At 39.4% G+C, this 13,739-nt stretch carries 10 protein-coding genes and 2 tRNA genes; 8 read left to right on the top strand and 4 right to left on the bottom strand.

Annotated features, from left to right (window positions below; genetic code table 11):
• Positions 1–107 precede the first annotated feature (107 nt).
• The 6 genes from A3860_RS25790 to A3860_RS25765 all read left to right on the top strand — a co-directional run bounded on the left by A3860_RS25790 (position 108) and on the right by A3860_RS25765 (position 6,277).
• Positions 108–950 (top strand): DUF6625 family protein, encoded by an 843-nt coding sequence (locus A3860_RS25790; protein ID WP_081151547.1) that lies wholly within the window; start codon positions 108–110, stop codon positions 948–950.
• Positions 947–2,284 carry an HlyD family secretion protein gene (locus tag A3860_RS25785; RefSeq protein WP_081151545.1) on the top strand — a complete coding sequence of 446 codons (1,338 nt, stop codon included), beginning with the start codon at positions 947–949 and terminating at the stop codon, positions 2,282–2,284. The genes A3860_RS25790 and A3860_RS25785 overlap by 4 nt, the downstream gene beginning before the upstream one ends.
• Before the next feature lie 167 nt (positions 2,285–2,451).
• On the top strand, positions 2,452–3,129 hold the full coding sequence (locus A3860_RS25780) for a hypothetical protein (protein ID WP_143774264.1): 678 nt from the start codon (positions 2,452–2,454) through the stop codon (positions 3,127–3,129).
• 15 nt (positions 3,130–3,144) lie between these two features.
• Complete coding sequence (locus tag A3860_RS25775) at positions 3,145–4,380, top strand: nucleotide disphospho-sugar-binding domain-containing protein (RefSeq protein ID WP_081151539.1); 1,236 nt, start codon at positions 3,145–3,147, stop codon at positions 4,378–4,380.
• Between the two features lies 1 nt (position 4,381).
• Positions 4,382–5,338 carry a hypothetical protein gene (locus A3860_RS25770; RefSeq protein ID WP_143774263.1) on the top strand — a complete coding sequence of 319 codons (957 nt, stop codon included), beginning with the start codon at positions 4,382–4,384 and terminating at the stop codon, positions 5,336–5,338.
• Between the two features lie 15 nt (positions 5,339–5,353).
• Positions 5,354–6,277, top strand: coding sequence for a DUF6625 family protein (locus A3860_RS25765; RefSeq protein ID WP_081151534.1), 924 nt, complete (start codon positions 5,354–5,356; stop codon positions 6,275–6,277).
• 102 nt (positions 6,278–6,379) lie between these two features.
• Here A3860_RS25765 and A3860_RS25760 read toward each other — a convergent pair whose 3' ends face one another.
• From A3860_RS25760 to A3860_RS25750, 3 genes are read right to left on the bottom strand one after another with little or no spacing between them, the layout of a single operon-like run.
• Complete coding sequence (locus A3860_RS25760; RefSeq protein ID WP_081151532.1) at positions 6,380–8,101, bottom strand: CocE/NonD family hydrolase; 1,722 nt, start codon at positions 8,099–8,101, stop codon at positions 6,380–6,382.
• Between the two features lie 18 nt (positions 8,102–8,119).
• Positions 8,120–8,821 carry a LytR/AlgR family response regulator transcription factor gene (locus A3860_RS25755; RefSeq protein ID WP_081151529.1) on the bottom strand — a complete coding sequence of 234 codons (702 nt, stop codon included), beginning with the start codon at positions 8,819–8,821 and terminating at the stop codon, positions 8,120–8,122.
• Positions 8,814–9,989, bottom strand: coding sequence for a sensor histidine kinase (locus A3860_RS25750; protein WP_143774262.1), 1,176 nt, complete (start codon positions 9,987–9,989; stop codon positions 8,814–8,816). Before A3860_RS25750 ends, A3860_RS25755 begins: the two co-directional genes overlap by 8 nt.
• A gap of 1 nt (position 9,990) precedes the next feature.
• Between A3860_RS25750 and A3860_RS41255 the strand changes: the two genes are divergently transcribed.
• Both A3860_RS41255 and A3860_RS25745 read left to right on the top strand, forming a co-directional pair.
• Positions 9,991–10,064, top strand: a tRNA-Cys gene (locus A3860_RS41255).
• Between the two features lie 5 nt (positions 10,065–10,069).
• Positions 10,070–10,142 (top strand) — tRNA-Ala (locus A3860_RS25745).
• Positions 10,143–10,185: 43 nt separating this feature from the next.
• Here the strand turns inward: A3860_RS25745 and A3860_RS25740 are convergent.
• Positions 10,186–13,350, bottom strand: coding sequence for a T9SS type B sorting domain-containing protein (locus A3860_RS25740; RefSeq protein WP_158085364.1), 3,165 nt, complete (start codon positions 13,348–13,350; stop codon positions 10,186–10,188).
• Between the last annotated feature and the right edge of the window lie 389 nt (positions 13,351–13,739).

Here is a 13,739-nt window from a genome sequence, read left to right as displayed (position 1 = left end):
TATGTTACCGGGTATAGATGTTCCAGTTATTAAATAAAGAATAGTAAGTGGTGGGATTCTTGCAGCCACTTAGTTTTATTCTGACAAAACAGCGTTAATTAAAAACAATGTCCCATTATAAACATAAAATCGCATTTTTAGTTTGCTATTTTGGCAAGTTGCCCTGGTATTTTGATTATTTTATTCATTCCTGTAAATACAATCCTTCCGTTGATTTTTATATAGTCACTGACGATGTCTATAAGAAACGGTATACAAAAAATGTAAAATTTATTTATACAAGTTTAGAAGCAGTAAGCAAACTGACTTCAAAGAGATTAGGATTTACAATTAAAATTAGCCATGCTTATAAACTGTGTGATTTTAAACCAGCTTATGGATATATTTTCAACGACATTCTTAAAGGGTATGACTTTTGGGGCCATGGAGATATTGATATAATATTTGGGAATATCAGGTCCTTTATGACCAGGAAAGTATTATCGGCTCATGATATTATAAGCGTGCGGCCAGATTGGATTCCGGGATGCTTTGTTTTGTTTAGAAATTCAGATAAACTTAATACTTTGTTTAAGCAGAGCAAAGACTACAAAAAAGTTTTTAAAAGTGATACGCATTATTGTTTTGATGAAACAAATTTTGCACATGATGATTTCACTGATGGGAAAAAATATGATGAAGTTAAAACTGAAATCGAGAGTATGATGCACGTCATCCAAAGATTACAAATGGCAGGCTATATTAATGTTTATTTCGATTTAAATATTATTGAAGGAATACCGGGCAAATTGAAATGGAATAAAGGAACGTTAGTTTATCGTAATAAATATTATGTTTTATTGTACCATTTAATAAAGTTGAAAAAAATATATATCCCCAAAAGAGAAGTAAAAGTAGTTCCTGATTCTTTCATTATTACTCCATCAAAAATAATGAAATATAAACCATGAATGATAATATCATAATTAATGAACAGCCGATGACTAAGTCAGCAAATGTATCCATAACGAAAAATACATTTGCTGAACATGGCAATGAAGTCGAAGATATTATTTCCAGTAAACCACCATTCCTTGTTCGTTGGGGTACGATCTTATTTTTAATTCTATTATTTATCCTTGCAGGTGTTTGTTGGTTTATTAAATACCCTGACATTATAGAAACACCCGCGAAACTCACTTCTATTAACGCACCCAAGCAGGTGATCAGTTTAACAACCGGAAAATTAATCAGGTTAAAAGTAAAAGAGAATGAAAAGGTAAAGCAGGGAGCTATTTTAGGATTTATGGAATCTACGGCTAATTATAATGAAGTATTTAAATTGGATGCTAATATTGCTAACACACAGGAATTATTGACCAATAATTCAACTGAGAAACTATCATCTGTTTTTAATAATAACTATTCACAATTAGGAGAACTGCAACAAACTTATCAAACCCTCACATATGCTTATTTAAGTTTTAGAAACTATTTATCAGACGGATTTTATCTCAGAAAAAAATCAATGTTGTTTAAGGATATTAGCAATCTTAAAAAATTAGCTGCTAAATTAGAAGAGCAAAAGGTATTGCAGCAACAAGACCTGGGCATTACTCAAAAAACCTATGAGGCCAATGAAAGCCTTAATAAAGAAAAAGTAATTTCTGAATTTGATTTCAGGGCTGAACAAAGTAAATTAATTAATAAAAAACTAACCTTACCACAAATAGATGCTACAATCATCAACAATCAAAGCCAGCAAAACGATAAATATAAAGAAATTGATGAACTGGAAAATACCATTGCTCAACAAAAAGATATCTTTCAGCAGGCACTCAATACTTTTAAAAGCCAGTTGGATGACTGGAAGAAAAAATATTTATTAATAGCCCCTATTGACGGAAAAATTTCTTTTGCAAGTTTTATACAGGAAAACCAACAATTACAAATCGGGCAAACAGTTTGTTATATCAATCCTGAAAACTCGGAATATTTTGCACAGCTATTTATTCCGCAAACTAATTTTGGAAAAGTTGCCACAGATCAAAAGGTATTACTCAAATTCAATTCATACCCATACCAGGAATATGGCTATGTAAGTGGTAAAGTTGACTTTATCTCACATATTCCAACCGATAGCGGTTACCTGGCAAGAATTAATTTCTCTAATGGTTTAACTACAACATATAATAAACAGGTTCAGTATAGAGATGGCTTAACCGCACAAGCTGAAATTATTACCAAAGATTTAAGGTTATTGGAAAGATTTTATTATGGCCTTGTTAAACAGATAAAAAGGTAATTCCAATGCAGCAACTAAAAATTAGCATCTTTTACGAGCGGTCTAAATGGAAATTACTGCTTTCAAGGTATGTTGATAGGACAATCAAAGATCTCAAGTCTGACTTCAGCCCCTTGAATTTTTATATTTTCATAAGTAACCATTATTCTAATTGCATAACATTGGTATTGGAATCAGAATTTAATTCCAGGGCCATTCAACAACAAATCTCGCCTACTATAAATGACTTCCTGACAAGGCTTCCTTCCACTTCTAGGGTAACAGATTTTTTAAATACTCCAAACAATACCTATTATTTCGAAATTGTAAACAACAAGTATATTAAAGGAATAACAGACGATGAGTTTAAAAATGCAAGAGCATGTTTGTCAACCATAATATTAGAAAGGTTTTGCCGTGAAGAAGTCGATGATAGTAGTTTATTTACCTTACTGATCTATTTGCAACTTACTGTACTTAAGACAAGCGTACAAAGTACTGAGGAGTTTGTTCTCGATAAAGAGGTTTGGATTAAAAACTATTTAGATGTTAGCTCTTTAAAATTTAATGATCTCTTATCTGAAAAAGAAGTGAAAGCGCTATTTCTTTCTAACAAATCAATCTTGTATGAGATCTATGGTCAGGTGAATAAAAATCCGATCCATAGAAAATTGAACTGGTTAACAAAATGGGAAGAGGTTTGCCTAGATTTTTTCCATGCAAGGAGAGATATTGCCGATGCCAGGATCGCCTTATTGAATTTGATCAATCGTCATTTGGGAATCTCAGATTTTAAATTTTATATATGCCTTAATATGTTGCAACACTTAAGCAAACAGATTTCCGTAAATAAACAAAGGACATAATATCCTTACTAACTTATGGCAGTAATTCTTTTTCTTGTAGATTATGAGGAAGGGCACATTTTCCCAACATTCGGACTTGCTACTTTTCTTGCTGAGAGAGGACACAGTATTCACTATGTCAGTGTTGTTGATAATGAGAAATATATTATTTCACGGGGCTTTATCTTTCACAGTATTTGTGAAAACGAATACCCAAAAGGAAGTAGAGAAAATTTCAAGTTGGACCAAATCCAAAACAGAGTAAGTTCCAAACTTACATATTGCCATGCGCTGGATCCTCATTTTGGCAATATTCTTAAAAAGGTTAAACCTGATCTTTTAATTGTAAACACATTTTTAAGTTTAGAGGCGTTGCTGATCTATTATAGATTTAAAATACAGCCCATAATTTTTACTCCGTATTTACTTTCTGATATTGATCCGCAGCATGAAGGTTATAATAATATGCGGTATCTCCCTATGCCTGTAATCGCAAGCCTGCTTTACCATGCCCCTATCTGGAACAGAACATCGGGCCTCAGTAATGAAATTATAAATCCCAAACATATAATAACAAGAGCGAGGCTTAAGAAATTTTTACGGCCGTTAAACAACTTTGTTGAATTAGTGGCATGTCCCAAAGAGCTTGATTATAACCCCCACTTTAATAAATCAAATAGAATTCATTTGGGACCTTCCATTCGTACCGGTTCCAATCGTCGTTCGTTTTCAAAAGGCAAGCCCAACAACAAAATAATCTTTGCTTCTTTAGGCTCTCAAACTGCAAGAATTTTCCAAAATAGTTTTAAGTTTTATCAATGCCTGATCAAAGTAATGAGGGACCCTGGTTTGTGCGACACTCAGTTGGTTATTTCAACCGGCGAAGGATTTGATTTAGAATCGTTTAAACCGCTGCCTTCAAACGTTCAGGTATACAATTGGGTTGACCAGATCGACATACTTCAGCTTTCATCCTTAGCCATAATTCATGGTGGGTTGGGCTCTGTGAAAGAATGTATTTATTTCGGCGTTCCGATGATCGTGTACCCCGGTATGTATGACCAGCCCAGAAATGCGATGTTAGTTAAGCATCATGGTTTAGGCGTGCAAGACGATTTTGCGTCTGTTTCAGAAGATCAGTTAAAAGCAAATATTATGAATGTGATGACCAATGATGTAATCAGAAGAAATGTGAAAAAAATGAAAGCGATCTTCAGGGAAAAGGAAGAATCAAATGAAGGATACAGGTTTATTGAGAAATATCTACGTTAATATGATGAAGCAGTATATCTTATATTTAGTTTTTGATAGCACTAAAATTCAAAACGAGTTTGTGTATTCTCTTTTATCCCTGGATAAAGTAATTTCCCAGGGGTTGAGAGATGAAATTGAAATAATAGTTTATACAAATATAGAGTTCCAGGTACCCCCCATCGTGGCACATTTTAAAATTACATTTAGAGTATTAGATAAATCTGAATATGAAACATGGCTTAAGAGAAGTAATAATTTTTTTCTGACTCTAAAAGCATGGATTTTGAAGGATTTTTTTTCTCATTATAGAACAAACGCGCTCTTTGTTGACACTGATACTTTTTTTGTTAAGGATCCTTTGCCATTGTTTCAAAGCATAGAACAAGGCCACCTGCAAATGCATGTCAGAGAAGAAAAATTTTTGCAAAAAACTGAGATATGTAATTATTTAAAAACGCATAGATTTAATTCTTTGGATGGTACTTCTTATGCAATTTCAACTCAAGCGTACATGTGGAATTCCGGAGTTGTGGGAGTAAACTATAGCAATTGGCCAATTGTTGACGAAATTATTAATTTAATTGAGCAAATTTCAAATGATAACGAATGGCCAAAGAAACCCACCTGGGATTCTAAGTTGATTGAACAACTGGCATTTAGCTATTTTTTTCAAAGAAATAATAAAATCAGGGCTGCTGAGCAATATATTATTCATTATTGGTTTTTTAAACCATTTCGATTATTCATCGGGAAAAATATTGGGTATTTCAATGGCTCTGATGAAATAGAGTTTTCAAACTTTATAAAAAAAGATCAGGTTCAGAGAACTGATGTAACACAACTAGAATTCAAAGATGTATCATCTGTCCTGTTTACAATCATGAACGAATACTCATATATTTATCTTGAGCTATTATTTAATTTACCCGCTAAAACTTTTATTGGAGAATTACTAAGAGAAGAAATTTTCGGCTAAATAAAAAACACACCGATGAAATCGATTATAATCATTATAGATTACTTTGGCAAGTGGCCGCCCTGGTTTCCAATATTTCTTGAAAGTTGTAGACATAATCCTACAATTGATTGGCTTTTTCATACAGATTGCCCTTTTGAAGGTTTTAATGTTCCAAATGTCAAGTTTAAATTCACTTCCAAGGAGAACTATATTAAGTATGTAAGTGAAACCCTAAACATCAAATTCACGCCACAGGAATGGTATAAACTTACTGATATGAAGCCAGCGACCGGCTACCTATATGCTGAAGAAATTAAAGGGTACGACTTTTTCGGCTATGGAGATATAGATCTGATCTATGGTGATATTAGAAAGTTTTATACGGATGCCGTTTTAGAAAATAACATAATAAGTACTCATGAATGGTGCCTTTCTGGTCACCTTTCATTAATCAGGAATAAGTCCTGGCTCAGAGCCGCGTTTAAACAAATTAAAAACTGGAAGAAATTTTTAGAAGAGCCCACCAATCAGCGCTTTGATGAAGATATTTTTACTCAGGTGTTTAAACCAAGGGAATTATCCATTGTCAAGCCTAATTTATTTGGAAGGAGATATCATAAGAAGTTATACTTTTTAGAACAATATACAACGCCTTTGACTCCTACCATATGGAGGGATGGAACAATTAACCACCCTCAAACCTGGTATTGGAAGAATGGAAAGATAACTGCTGATGGAGACAACGTAGAGGAATATATTTACTTTCATTTCATGAATTTCAAAGAAGCCCGTTATATGGATTCTCATTATGGTAAAAAAGCTTTCTGGAACGGTTTGCCCTCCATTGTTCATATAACACCTGAAGAAATTTCAAAAGGGGTTCGGATCGACCGCTTTGGGTTCCACCCAATAGACACCCAATGCCGAGATCAAAATAAGCTGGGGCCAGATATTTGATCACGTCAGGAAAAATCGTTTGGAAGAGAACAATAGTTCCTGGCATAAAAAAGGGAACGAAGAGTTTCCCCAATTTGTAGGGGCTTTAAAAAGACTATAGTTTTACCTCCATACAGGAATTTTTATATAACTGTTATTGTACCATTTGATCTGAAGGAGCTCTTTTGCATCGGAGATGCTTTCATTGTTTACCTCTTGTCCTGTACCGTAGTTGATCTGGGCCTGTGGATTTTTATTGATATTCAAAACAACCAGCAGGCGGCTGCCCCTGCTTATTTGCCTGCTTACCATGCGTGTTCTGTTGAAAGGGATCGCTGTTATTTTTCCCGGGGTCAATAAAATTCTTTTACTCATGTCATTTGCATAACTGGCCCGGCCTAAAAAATAGGACAAATGGAAATAGTTGCCATTGGGCATTATTTCATATAACGACACGCCAATATCCATATCCATTTTATTGATGCTTGCTTTCAATTCACCCCAAAAGGCGCCATTGATGGAAAAGGGTTTACTGAATGGTTCAGTGATGAAATATAATCCAGTGGTGTCGGCCAGCTCGGGCACAATGATGGGGAAAGGATAATACTCGTTGTTGTTGGTAGTGTTGCGGTCGGCAAAATTTACCTGTTGCTGAAGATACCCCTGCCTGGCCGGTTTTTTTGAAGAAAGCTGGTAATGGTTGCCTGACCTTAGATCAGTAAGATAAAGCGTCAGCAGTTCGTTATGCATTTTTTCCAGTGAGGGCGCGTGTTTCCATTCATTGGCGCCCATTACTTCAAAGTTTATTTTATCCTGTAACAGCGCCGGCTTTTTTCCGTGTTTCAAGATATAATCAAGCCACTGGTAAGTTATTTCCCTGGTATTGATCAGCGCTATTGAATCAACTGCATAATCCCTCAGTACGGGTACGCCCCCACGTTGTGCGCCAAAATGATCGTACGGACCAATGATCAAATAATGGTTCGCCGCCTTATTGTATTTATAATGTTCTTTGAGATAATGTATGGCAGATATTTGTCCGTCATCATAGTAACCCGTAATGGAGAGAACGGGAATATTTATTCTGGCGTACTCCTGTTTGTACGGCACCATTTGCTGCCAATACTCATCATAAGCCGGATGTTGTAGCCAACGTTGTAACCAATTGTTGGGCGTGCCGTCGATGCTGTCAATTTTTCGATAAGGGACGCCGCTTTCATACCAATTGATTTGTAGGGAACGCCAGCGTTGCCGGTCATTATAGGTTGTATTGTCGAGGTATTTATTACTGGTAACATAAAATGCCCAGCCATAATTGGCATTTAAAAATACGTTGTTTTCCATTGGCAGCCCCAACCCAGGGATGGCGGCCACATAAGGCACAATAGTTTTCAGGGCCGGATGCATATATTTGGTGGCCGCCCATTGCGCAAAACCAGCATAGCTGCCCCCATACATACCTACTTTACCATTGCACCAGGGTTGTTTGCTTATCCAGTCAATTACTGCCGTTACATCTTTTGCTTCCACTTCGTAGGGAGCTATTGAATCCAAACCAAGCCGTTTACCGCGGGCATCGGCTGCCACGCCCACATAGCCATGCGCGGCAGATTGCATGGCTTCATTCAGGCTGTATTGCTCATTCGCATAAATAGAGAAAAATAAAGCAGCGGGCTGCGGGGTTGTTACCGCTTTATCTCTTACAACAATGGCAGAAAGGGTGGCGCCATCCTTTGTTTGTATGAGTACGCTGGTGTCAATGAGGTAGCGACTGGTATCCTGTTGGGCTGATGTGCACACAAAAAGGTGCATGCACACCAGTAGCATGGTGAAAGATATTTTCATGGCTATATGTGTAAAATGTTATTTGGGCTTATTACTATTCAGGTTCCTGAATTTCACCGATTGACGGTCTGAGACTTCCAGCCATTCGCCGGTTGTTAAATTGATTTTGAACCGGCCGGTTTCGCTGGATTGTACCTCGCGAATATGATGGATGTTTATGAGCTGCGTTCTGTTGATCCTGAAAAAGATGGCAGCGTCCAATAATTCTTCCCATTTGCTGAGCGAGCGTTTCAGCATGGCTTTTTTTCCTTCGAAATACAACCGCGAATAATTGCCAAGCGATTCTATAAGAGAGATTGATTGCAACTTCACAAAAAAACATTTCTCACCATCCTTAATGAATAGCTGTTGTGGCGGATCTGCCTGTTTAGTCCGTATTCTTTCTATGGCTTTATCAAAACGTTCTTCCCTGATCGGTTTCATCAGGTAATCGAGTGCATTTATTTCAAATGCCTGCACCGCATACTGGTCAAATGCAGTGGTGAAGATCACCGCTGGTACCACATCGAGCGATTCCAACAGCTCAAAACCCGATTGTTCGGGCATATGGATATCCAGGAAGATGAGATCAGGGTGTTTTGCTTCAATCTGTTCTTTGGCCTCCGTTGCATGTTGCGCTTCGCCGATCACTTCTATATCCACATATTTTTTCAACGCTCGCTTTAGCTCTTCGCGCGACGACCGTTCATCGTCAATTATTATGGTGCGGATCTTATTCATACGAGGGAATTAAAATGGATACAATTACAGTTTGATCGTCAACTTCTTTCATGCTCAACATTGCTTTCCCATTGTATTGCAGCTGTAATCTTTCGCGTAGATTTTTTAATCCTAATCCTTCTTGCGATCCTATTGCCTGTAGTTTCCCTGAATTTTGAACACTGATGGTTATAAGATCGTTTTCTCTTTCTACTGACACTTTTATGAAGCCACCTGCTATCCTTTTATCTATTCCATGTTTGATGGCGTTTTCAACCAGGGTTTGAATACACAGGGGCGGTAACCTTAGATTGAACAGCTTTTCATCTACCTGAATGGTTGTTTGCAACCGTTCCTCAAACCGGAGCTTTTCCAGTTCCAGGTAATCTTTTACGAGGTCAATTTCCTGTTGCAGGGTGATCAGCTTATCTTCTTTTTTATACAGTGAATTCCGGAGCAGGTCAGATAACAGATCGATGGCCCTTCGTGCCGAACCGGGATTATCATCGACCAGGAATTTTATCGTGTTCAGTGAATTGAAAAAGAAATGCGGGTTTAGCTGGGCCGACAGATTATTCAGCTGCGCTTCTTTTGTCATGATCGTTAACCGGGCATTCTCCTTTACGGCGTTTATTTCCCGTTGCGCGTAGTGATAAAGATGCCAGGCCAGGATCCAGATAGACATCAACCTGATGCCTGTTATAAAGAGCGTTAATCGCGCGGTTTCAAAAAAAGTTAAGAACCGAACCGGGAAATCAGGCTTCAAAAGAATGCGCACCAGGTAAAGTTTTATGGCGATCAATACCATAAAAAGAAAACCGAGGATCAGAACGCCGGGCACTATTCGCAATACCAGCGATCTCAGATTTAACTGCTGCCAATTATATTTAAGGGCCACATTGCGGTAGGCATGCGTGATCAAAATACACACTGCCACATCACCGATAAAATCAAGCAACAATTGCAGGTAGCTCACGTGGTTTCCTTCGAGGCCAGTATAGCTCCAATATAAACCGGCAACGGTCCAGCCGGCGAGCTGGCATTTCCAGTAAAGCGATATCGGGGCATTTATTTTCACTGAAGTAAAATAATCACATTTTTCGCTTGGCAGAAAAGAAAAGTACAGGAGCGCGGGAGAATGGGTGATGAGTGTGGGGGAAGCAATGAAATTATTACATTTGCGCTCCAATGGCAGGTGGGTAGTTTAACTGGAAAAACACATACTGCAAATATGAGTTATAGGTTCGAACCCTATCCCATGCCATTGATGGGGGAGGTAATTTAACTGGAAAAATATCGCCCTTGCGGGGCGAAAACGGAGGTTCGAACCCTTCCACCCCCACAGACAATTATAAACTGGAGGTGGAAGAAACTGTTAACTTCACCTACTTCACCACTACCACAACGCCTTTCTCTCTTTTCACTTCCTCATCTTCGAGTTGCCAGATGCAGGTCCATACAAAGGTGCCTGATTGAAGACTGCCTTGAAACATGCCATCCCACCCTTTGCGGATGTCGGTTGAATGAAATACTGATTGTCCCCAGCGATTGTACACATGGAATTCATATTTGACCAGGTTACCAAATATCAACGGTTTAAATACATCGTTCCTGCCGTTGTTGTTGGGCGTAAAAGCATTGGGAATGTAAACCCCTCTCATACAATCTTTGAGTGCTATAGCAATTGTGTCCCTGCCTGTACATTGGTACTGATCCTTCACTTCCAGCCAATAGGTGTTCGCCTGTGTGATGATCACTGAACTACTGGTGCTGCCCGTGCTCCATTTGTAGGAAGAGAAAGTGCGCGCCGGTTTCAGGGTATATTTGCTTTTGCTACAAATGGTGGTATCTGCCGGCAGAAACTCCGTAGGAGCTGCTATCAGTCTGTTTATTGTCACGGTATCTGCTCCTTTGCAACCATGCTGATCAATGACGGATACTGCATAAACACCGGGTTGCGCCACCGAAATAGTAGGGTCAGTACTACCGGTACTCCAGGAATACTGACTGAAAGTACCTGGATTCAATAAGCTTACTGTTCCTTCACACAAGGGGCCATCTGTTCCCAGGTTCGGTACAGGGTTATTGAATACCTGCAATACCTGTAAAGTGTCTACCGATTTACAGCCGTTGCCGGGCTCAGCTTTTACCCAATATTTACCATTATTAAAAACCGTTAGCTTTTGGGCAGTGCTGCCTGTGCTCCACTGATACTGACTGAATCCGGCTCCTGCATCAAGCACAAGGCTGTCGCCAAAACAAAACGATGCATCGGCGCCTAAATTAATAGGCGGTGAATGATTTACATTCAACGCAATGGAGTCGTATACATAACAGCCGGGTGTTTTTTCGGCGCTTACATAGTACATAGTATCTCTGGCAGGAGCCACGCGGATCGACTGTGTGGTGATACCATTGGCATTGTAATTGGGACGCCATTTGTAATTGAAGAAGGCTGCCGGCGCGGTAATGGTAATAGTGTCTTTTTCACAAATGGTCACAGTATCCATGCCAATGTCAAATGGAATAGGAGGATGTGGCTTTACTTCCAGTGTATCGCGGAATGGGTTGCCGCAAGAGTCTGATACCAACACATGATAAATGCCGGGTTGGGTTACCTGTAACACGGAGTCTGCCGACCCATCCTGCCACAGGTAGGTTTTATAGCCTTTATGGGCATTGAGTTGTATAGTGTTGCCCGGGCAGATAACTGTATCTTTCCCAAGGTTGACCTGGCCATTTGACCGGCGCACACTTACTTTGATGGAATCAGTGAGCATAGTGCAGCCTGGTATGCTGCCATATAACTTAAATTCGCCGGGATCTTTGAAATTGAACAGGAACATGGAGTCATTCAGTGTCTGGAACGACTGTACCAATGATGTATCATATGCCAGGAAGGGGTGGGCGCCACAATCAGGATTTTTTCTGGCCGTAAGAATGAGGCTACCAGACACACAAATAGTATCAGCAGAAGACAGGAGTGAAAATGTGTCACAATGCGAGACCTGGCGGCAGGCTGGTATTACATAGGGTATCGTGTTCCACGAAATCAATGTTTTGTTGGTACTTTCCGAAAGATCGTTCGATACAATAGACTGGATTCCGTAATTGACAGGAACAACGCTGTACGGCTCTGTATAAGTACCGAAATCATCCCAGCCAAGGCAATTGGATGCTGTATCGGAAATATGGAGTTTGAAGAATTCAATTTTATTAATATTCGAAATGGAATCTCCCAGCAATTTTATGATCAGGTCGCTCCCATCTGCGAGCCGGAGTGCTGTATTTTCTATGGGCATTCCTTCACCCAGATAATACTTACGCCGTTGCTTCAATATCTGTCCATCTTTAAACTGTACGTAATATACGTTGGCAGTGTAGCCGCTGAATCCCTGCAACATGCTGAATACGCCCGAACCATCCTTGAAAACCTTAATCGCTGTATTATAGCTATTGCTGGCATATGGATTCCGGAAGGAATAAGCCTGAACAAAATTGCCTGCAGGGTCTAATTCTACCACACCGGCATGATACATATCTGTAGTATCGGTACCCCAGCGATAATACTTATACTGTGGGCCGTAAAGTGCATAATTGCCGTTATTCAGTTTTGTTACTCCGTCCGCATTCAGAAAACCTACGTAGCCATTGGAATTAGATGCATCTACCGGTTTATAAAACCTGGTTGCGATCGTGTCGCCCGTGTTCTTATTGATCCTGTACATGCTGATGCCAGTTCCACCTGTAGTATAGCTTGAAAATGAAACGAGTTCCCGGGATGTTATATCGAAGCCAATAGGTCTGTCAAAATTGGCTCCCCAGGTATTGTAGTATTTGCTCCAGGCAATGGCGCCATTTGCAATACTGAATTTAGTAATATTATAGCCATCGGACCAGTGTGGACTGGAAATGAAGATGTCGCCCGTATAAGGATCCTGTTTTACCTCTTGTAAATAAAAATAGTCACCACTGCCACTTGTGCCCACCTGCCACACCTTTGATCTATATGTTTTGCTCCAGATAATATTGCCGGTATTATCTGTGTGGGTTATGATCACATCATCATTTTTAGTGACCGCGTTATTGGTAGCGCCGGCCAGCAGAAAAGAGCCGTCCTGCAACTCGAGCAACCTATAATAATTAATATAATTGTAGCCTGAGCGATTAACGCTATCGTATAAACGGCTCCAATGCAGGGTGCCGGTATCTGTACACTTCATTAGAAATCCACCACTACCATAAGGGGGATTCCGGCTTGACCATTGTCCGCTTATCAGTACATTGCCATCTGCCAGCACAAGCGAATTGGTAACATAATAGGTCATGGTATCTTCCTGCATAAAATAACGCCCTGACGTATCAAAACATATGGTGGCCAATGAACGTGCGGACCGTGCAGCCTGCAGTGTAGATCGTACAGGCTGTTGCCGAAGCTGCAGGGAAGATCCGTTGAAGGAGGCAGGGATGTTAGCTGCGGGGACGAATGGAGGGCGGTTGTTTTGATTGCCCTGGTAATGGATCAACTGCATCCGGTGAAGGGAATCCATTACTCTTGTATAGTTAGCAGAGGGTATTGGAGTTTGTGCCAGAGTGCTACAATAGCTTAATAGCAGAAGTACAATATACAGGACCGGTTTTCTCGGGTTCATGTTTTGGAGGGGTTCAATAGGTAAATCGGTGCTAAAACGTTCAAAAATATATTAAAAAGAGGTAAGTAACAATCAGCATACTTCCCTTTTTCTTTTGCCGGGCAAGTCGACTAACTCCAGTGTATAAGTCCCAAACGGGTGTTGAAATAGCGTGAACCGTTCATTTAAGGCAAGGGTGTCCTCCGTGAGGAAGAAATCCCCACATTATCAAAGAAAATTGGTACTTAAGATGACTGAATGCAAAAGCGGGTATTTGTAGAGAGACAATAAAGACATCACTATATTAC

The sequence above is a fragment of the Niastella vici genome (assembly GCF_002077945.1).
GTDB lineage: Bacteria > Bacteroidota > Bacteroidia > Chitinophagales > Chitinophagaceae > Niastella > Niastella vici.
The sequence above is the reverse complement of the archived record's forward strand: the minus strand, read 5'-3'. Positions and strand labels throughout refer to the sequence as shown.

Coding starts and splice junctions, on each gene's coding strand:
- A3860_RS25790 (WP_081151547.1), top strand. CDS start 108: ATGTCCCATTATAAACATAAAATCGCATTTTTAGTTTGCTATTTTGGC.
- A3860_RS25785 (WP_081151545.1), top strand. CDS start 947: ATGAATGATAATATCATAATTAATGAACAGCCGATGACTAAGTCAGCA.
- A3860_RS25775 (WP_081151539.1), top strand. CDS start 3,145: ATGGCAGTAATTCTTTTTCTTGTAGATTATGAGGAAGGGCACATTTTC.
- A3860_RS25770 (WP_143774263.1), top strand. CDS start 4,382: ATGATGAAGCAGTATATCTTATATTTAGTTTTTGATAGCACTAAAATT.
- A3860_RS25765 (WP_081151534.1), top strand. CDS start 5,354: ATGAAATCGATTATAATCATTATAGATTACTTTGGCAAGTGGCCGCCC.
- A3860_RS25760 (WP_081151532.1), bottom strand. CDS start 8,101: ATGAAAATATCTTTCACCATGCTACTGGTGTGCATGCACCTTTTTGTG.
- A3860_RS25755 (WP_081151529.1), bottom strand. CDS start 8,821: ATGAATAAGATCCGCACCATAATAATTGACGATGAACGGTCGTCGCGC.
- A3860_RS25740 (WP_158085364.1), bottom strand. CDS start 13,350: ATGGATTCCCTTCACCGGATGCAGTTGATCCATTACCAGGGCAATCAA.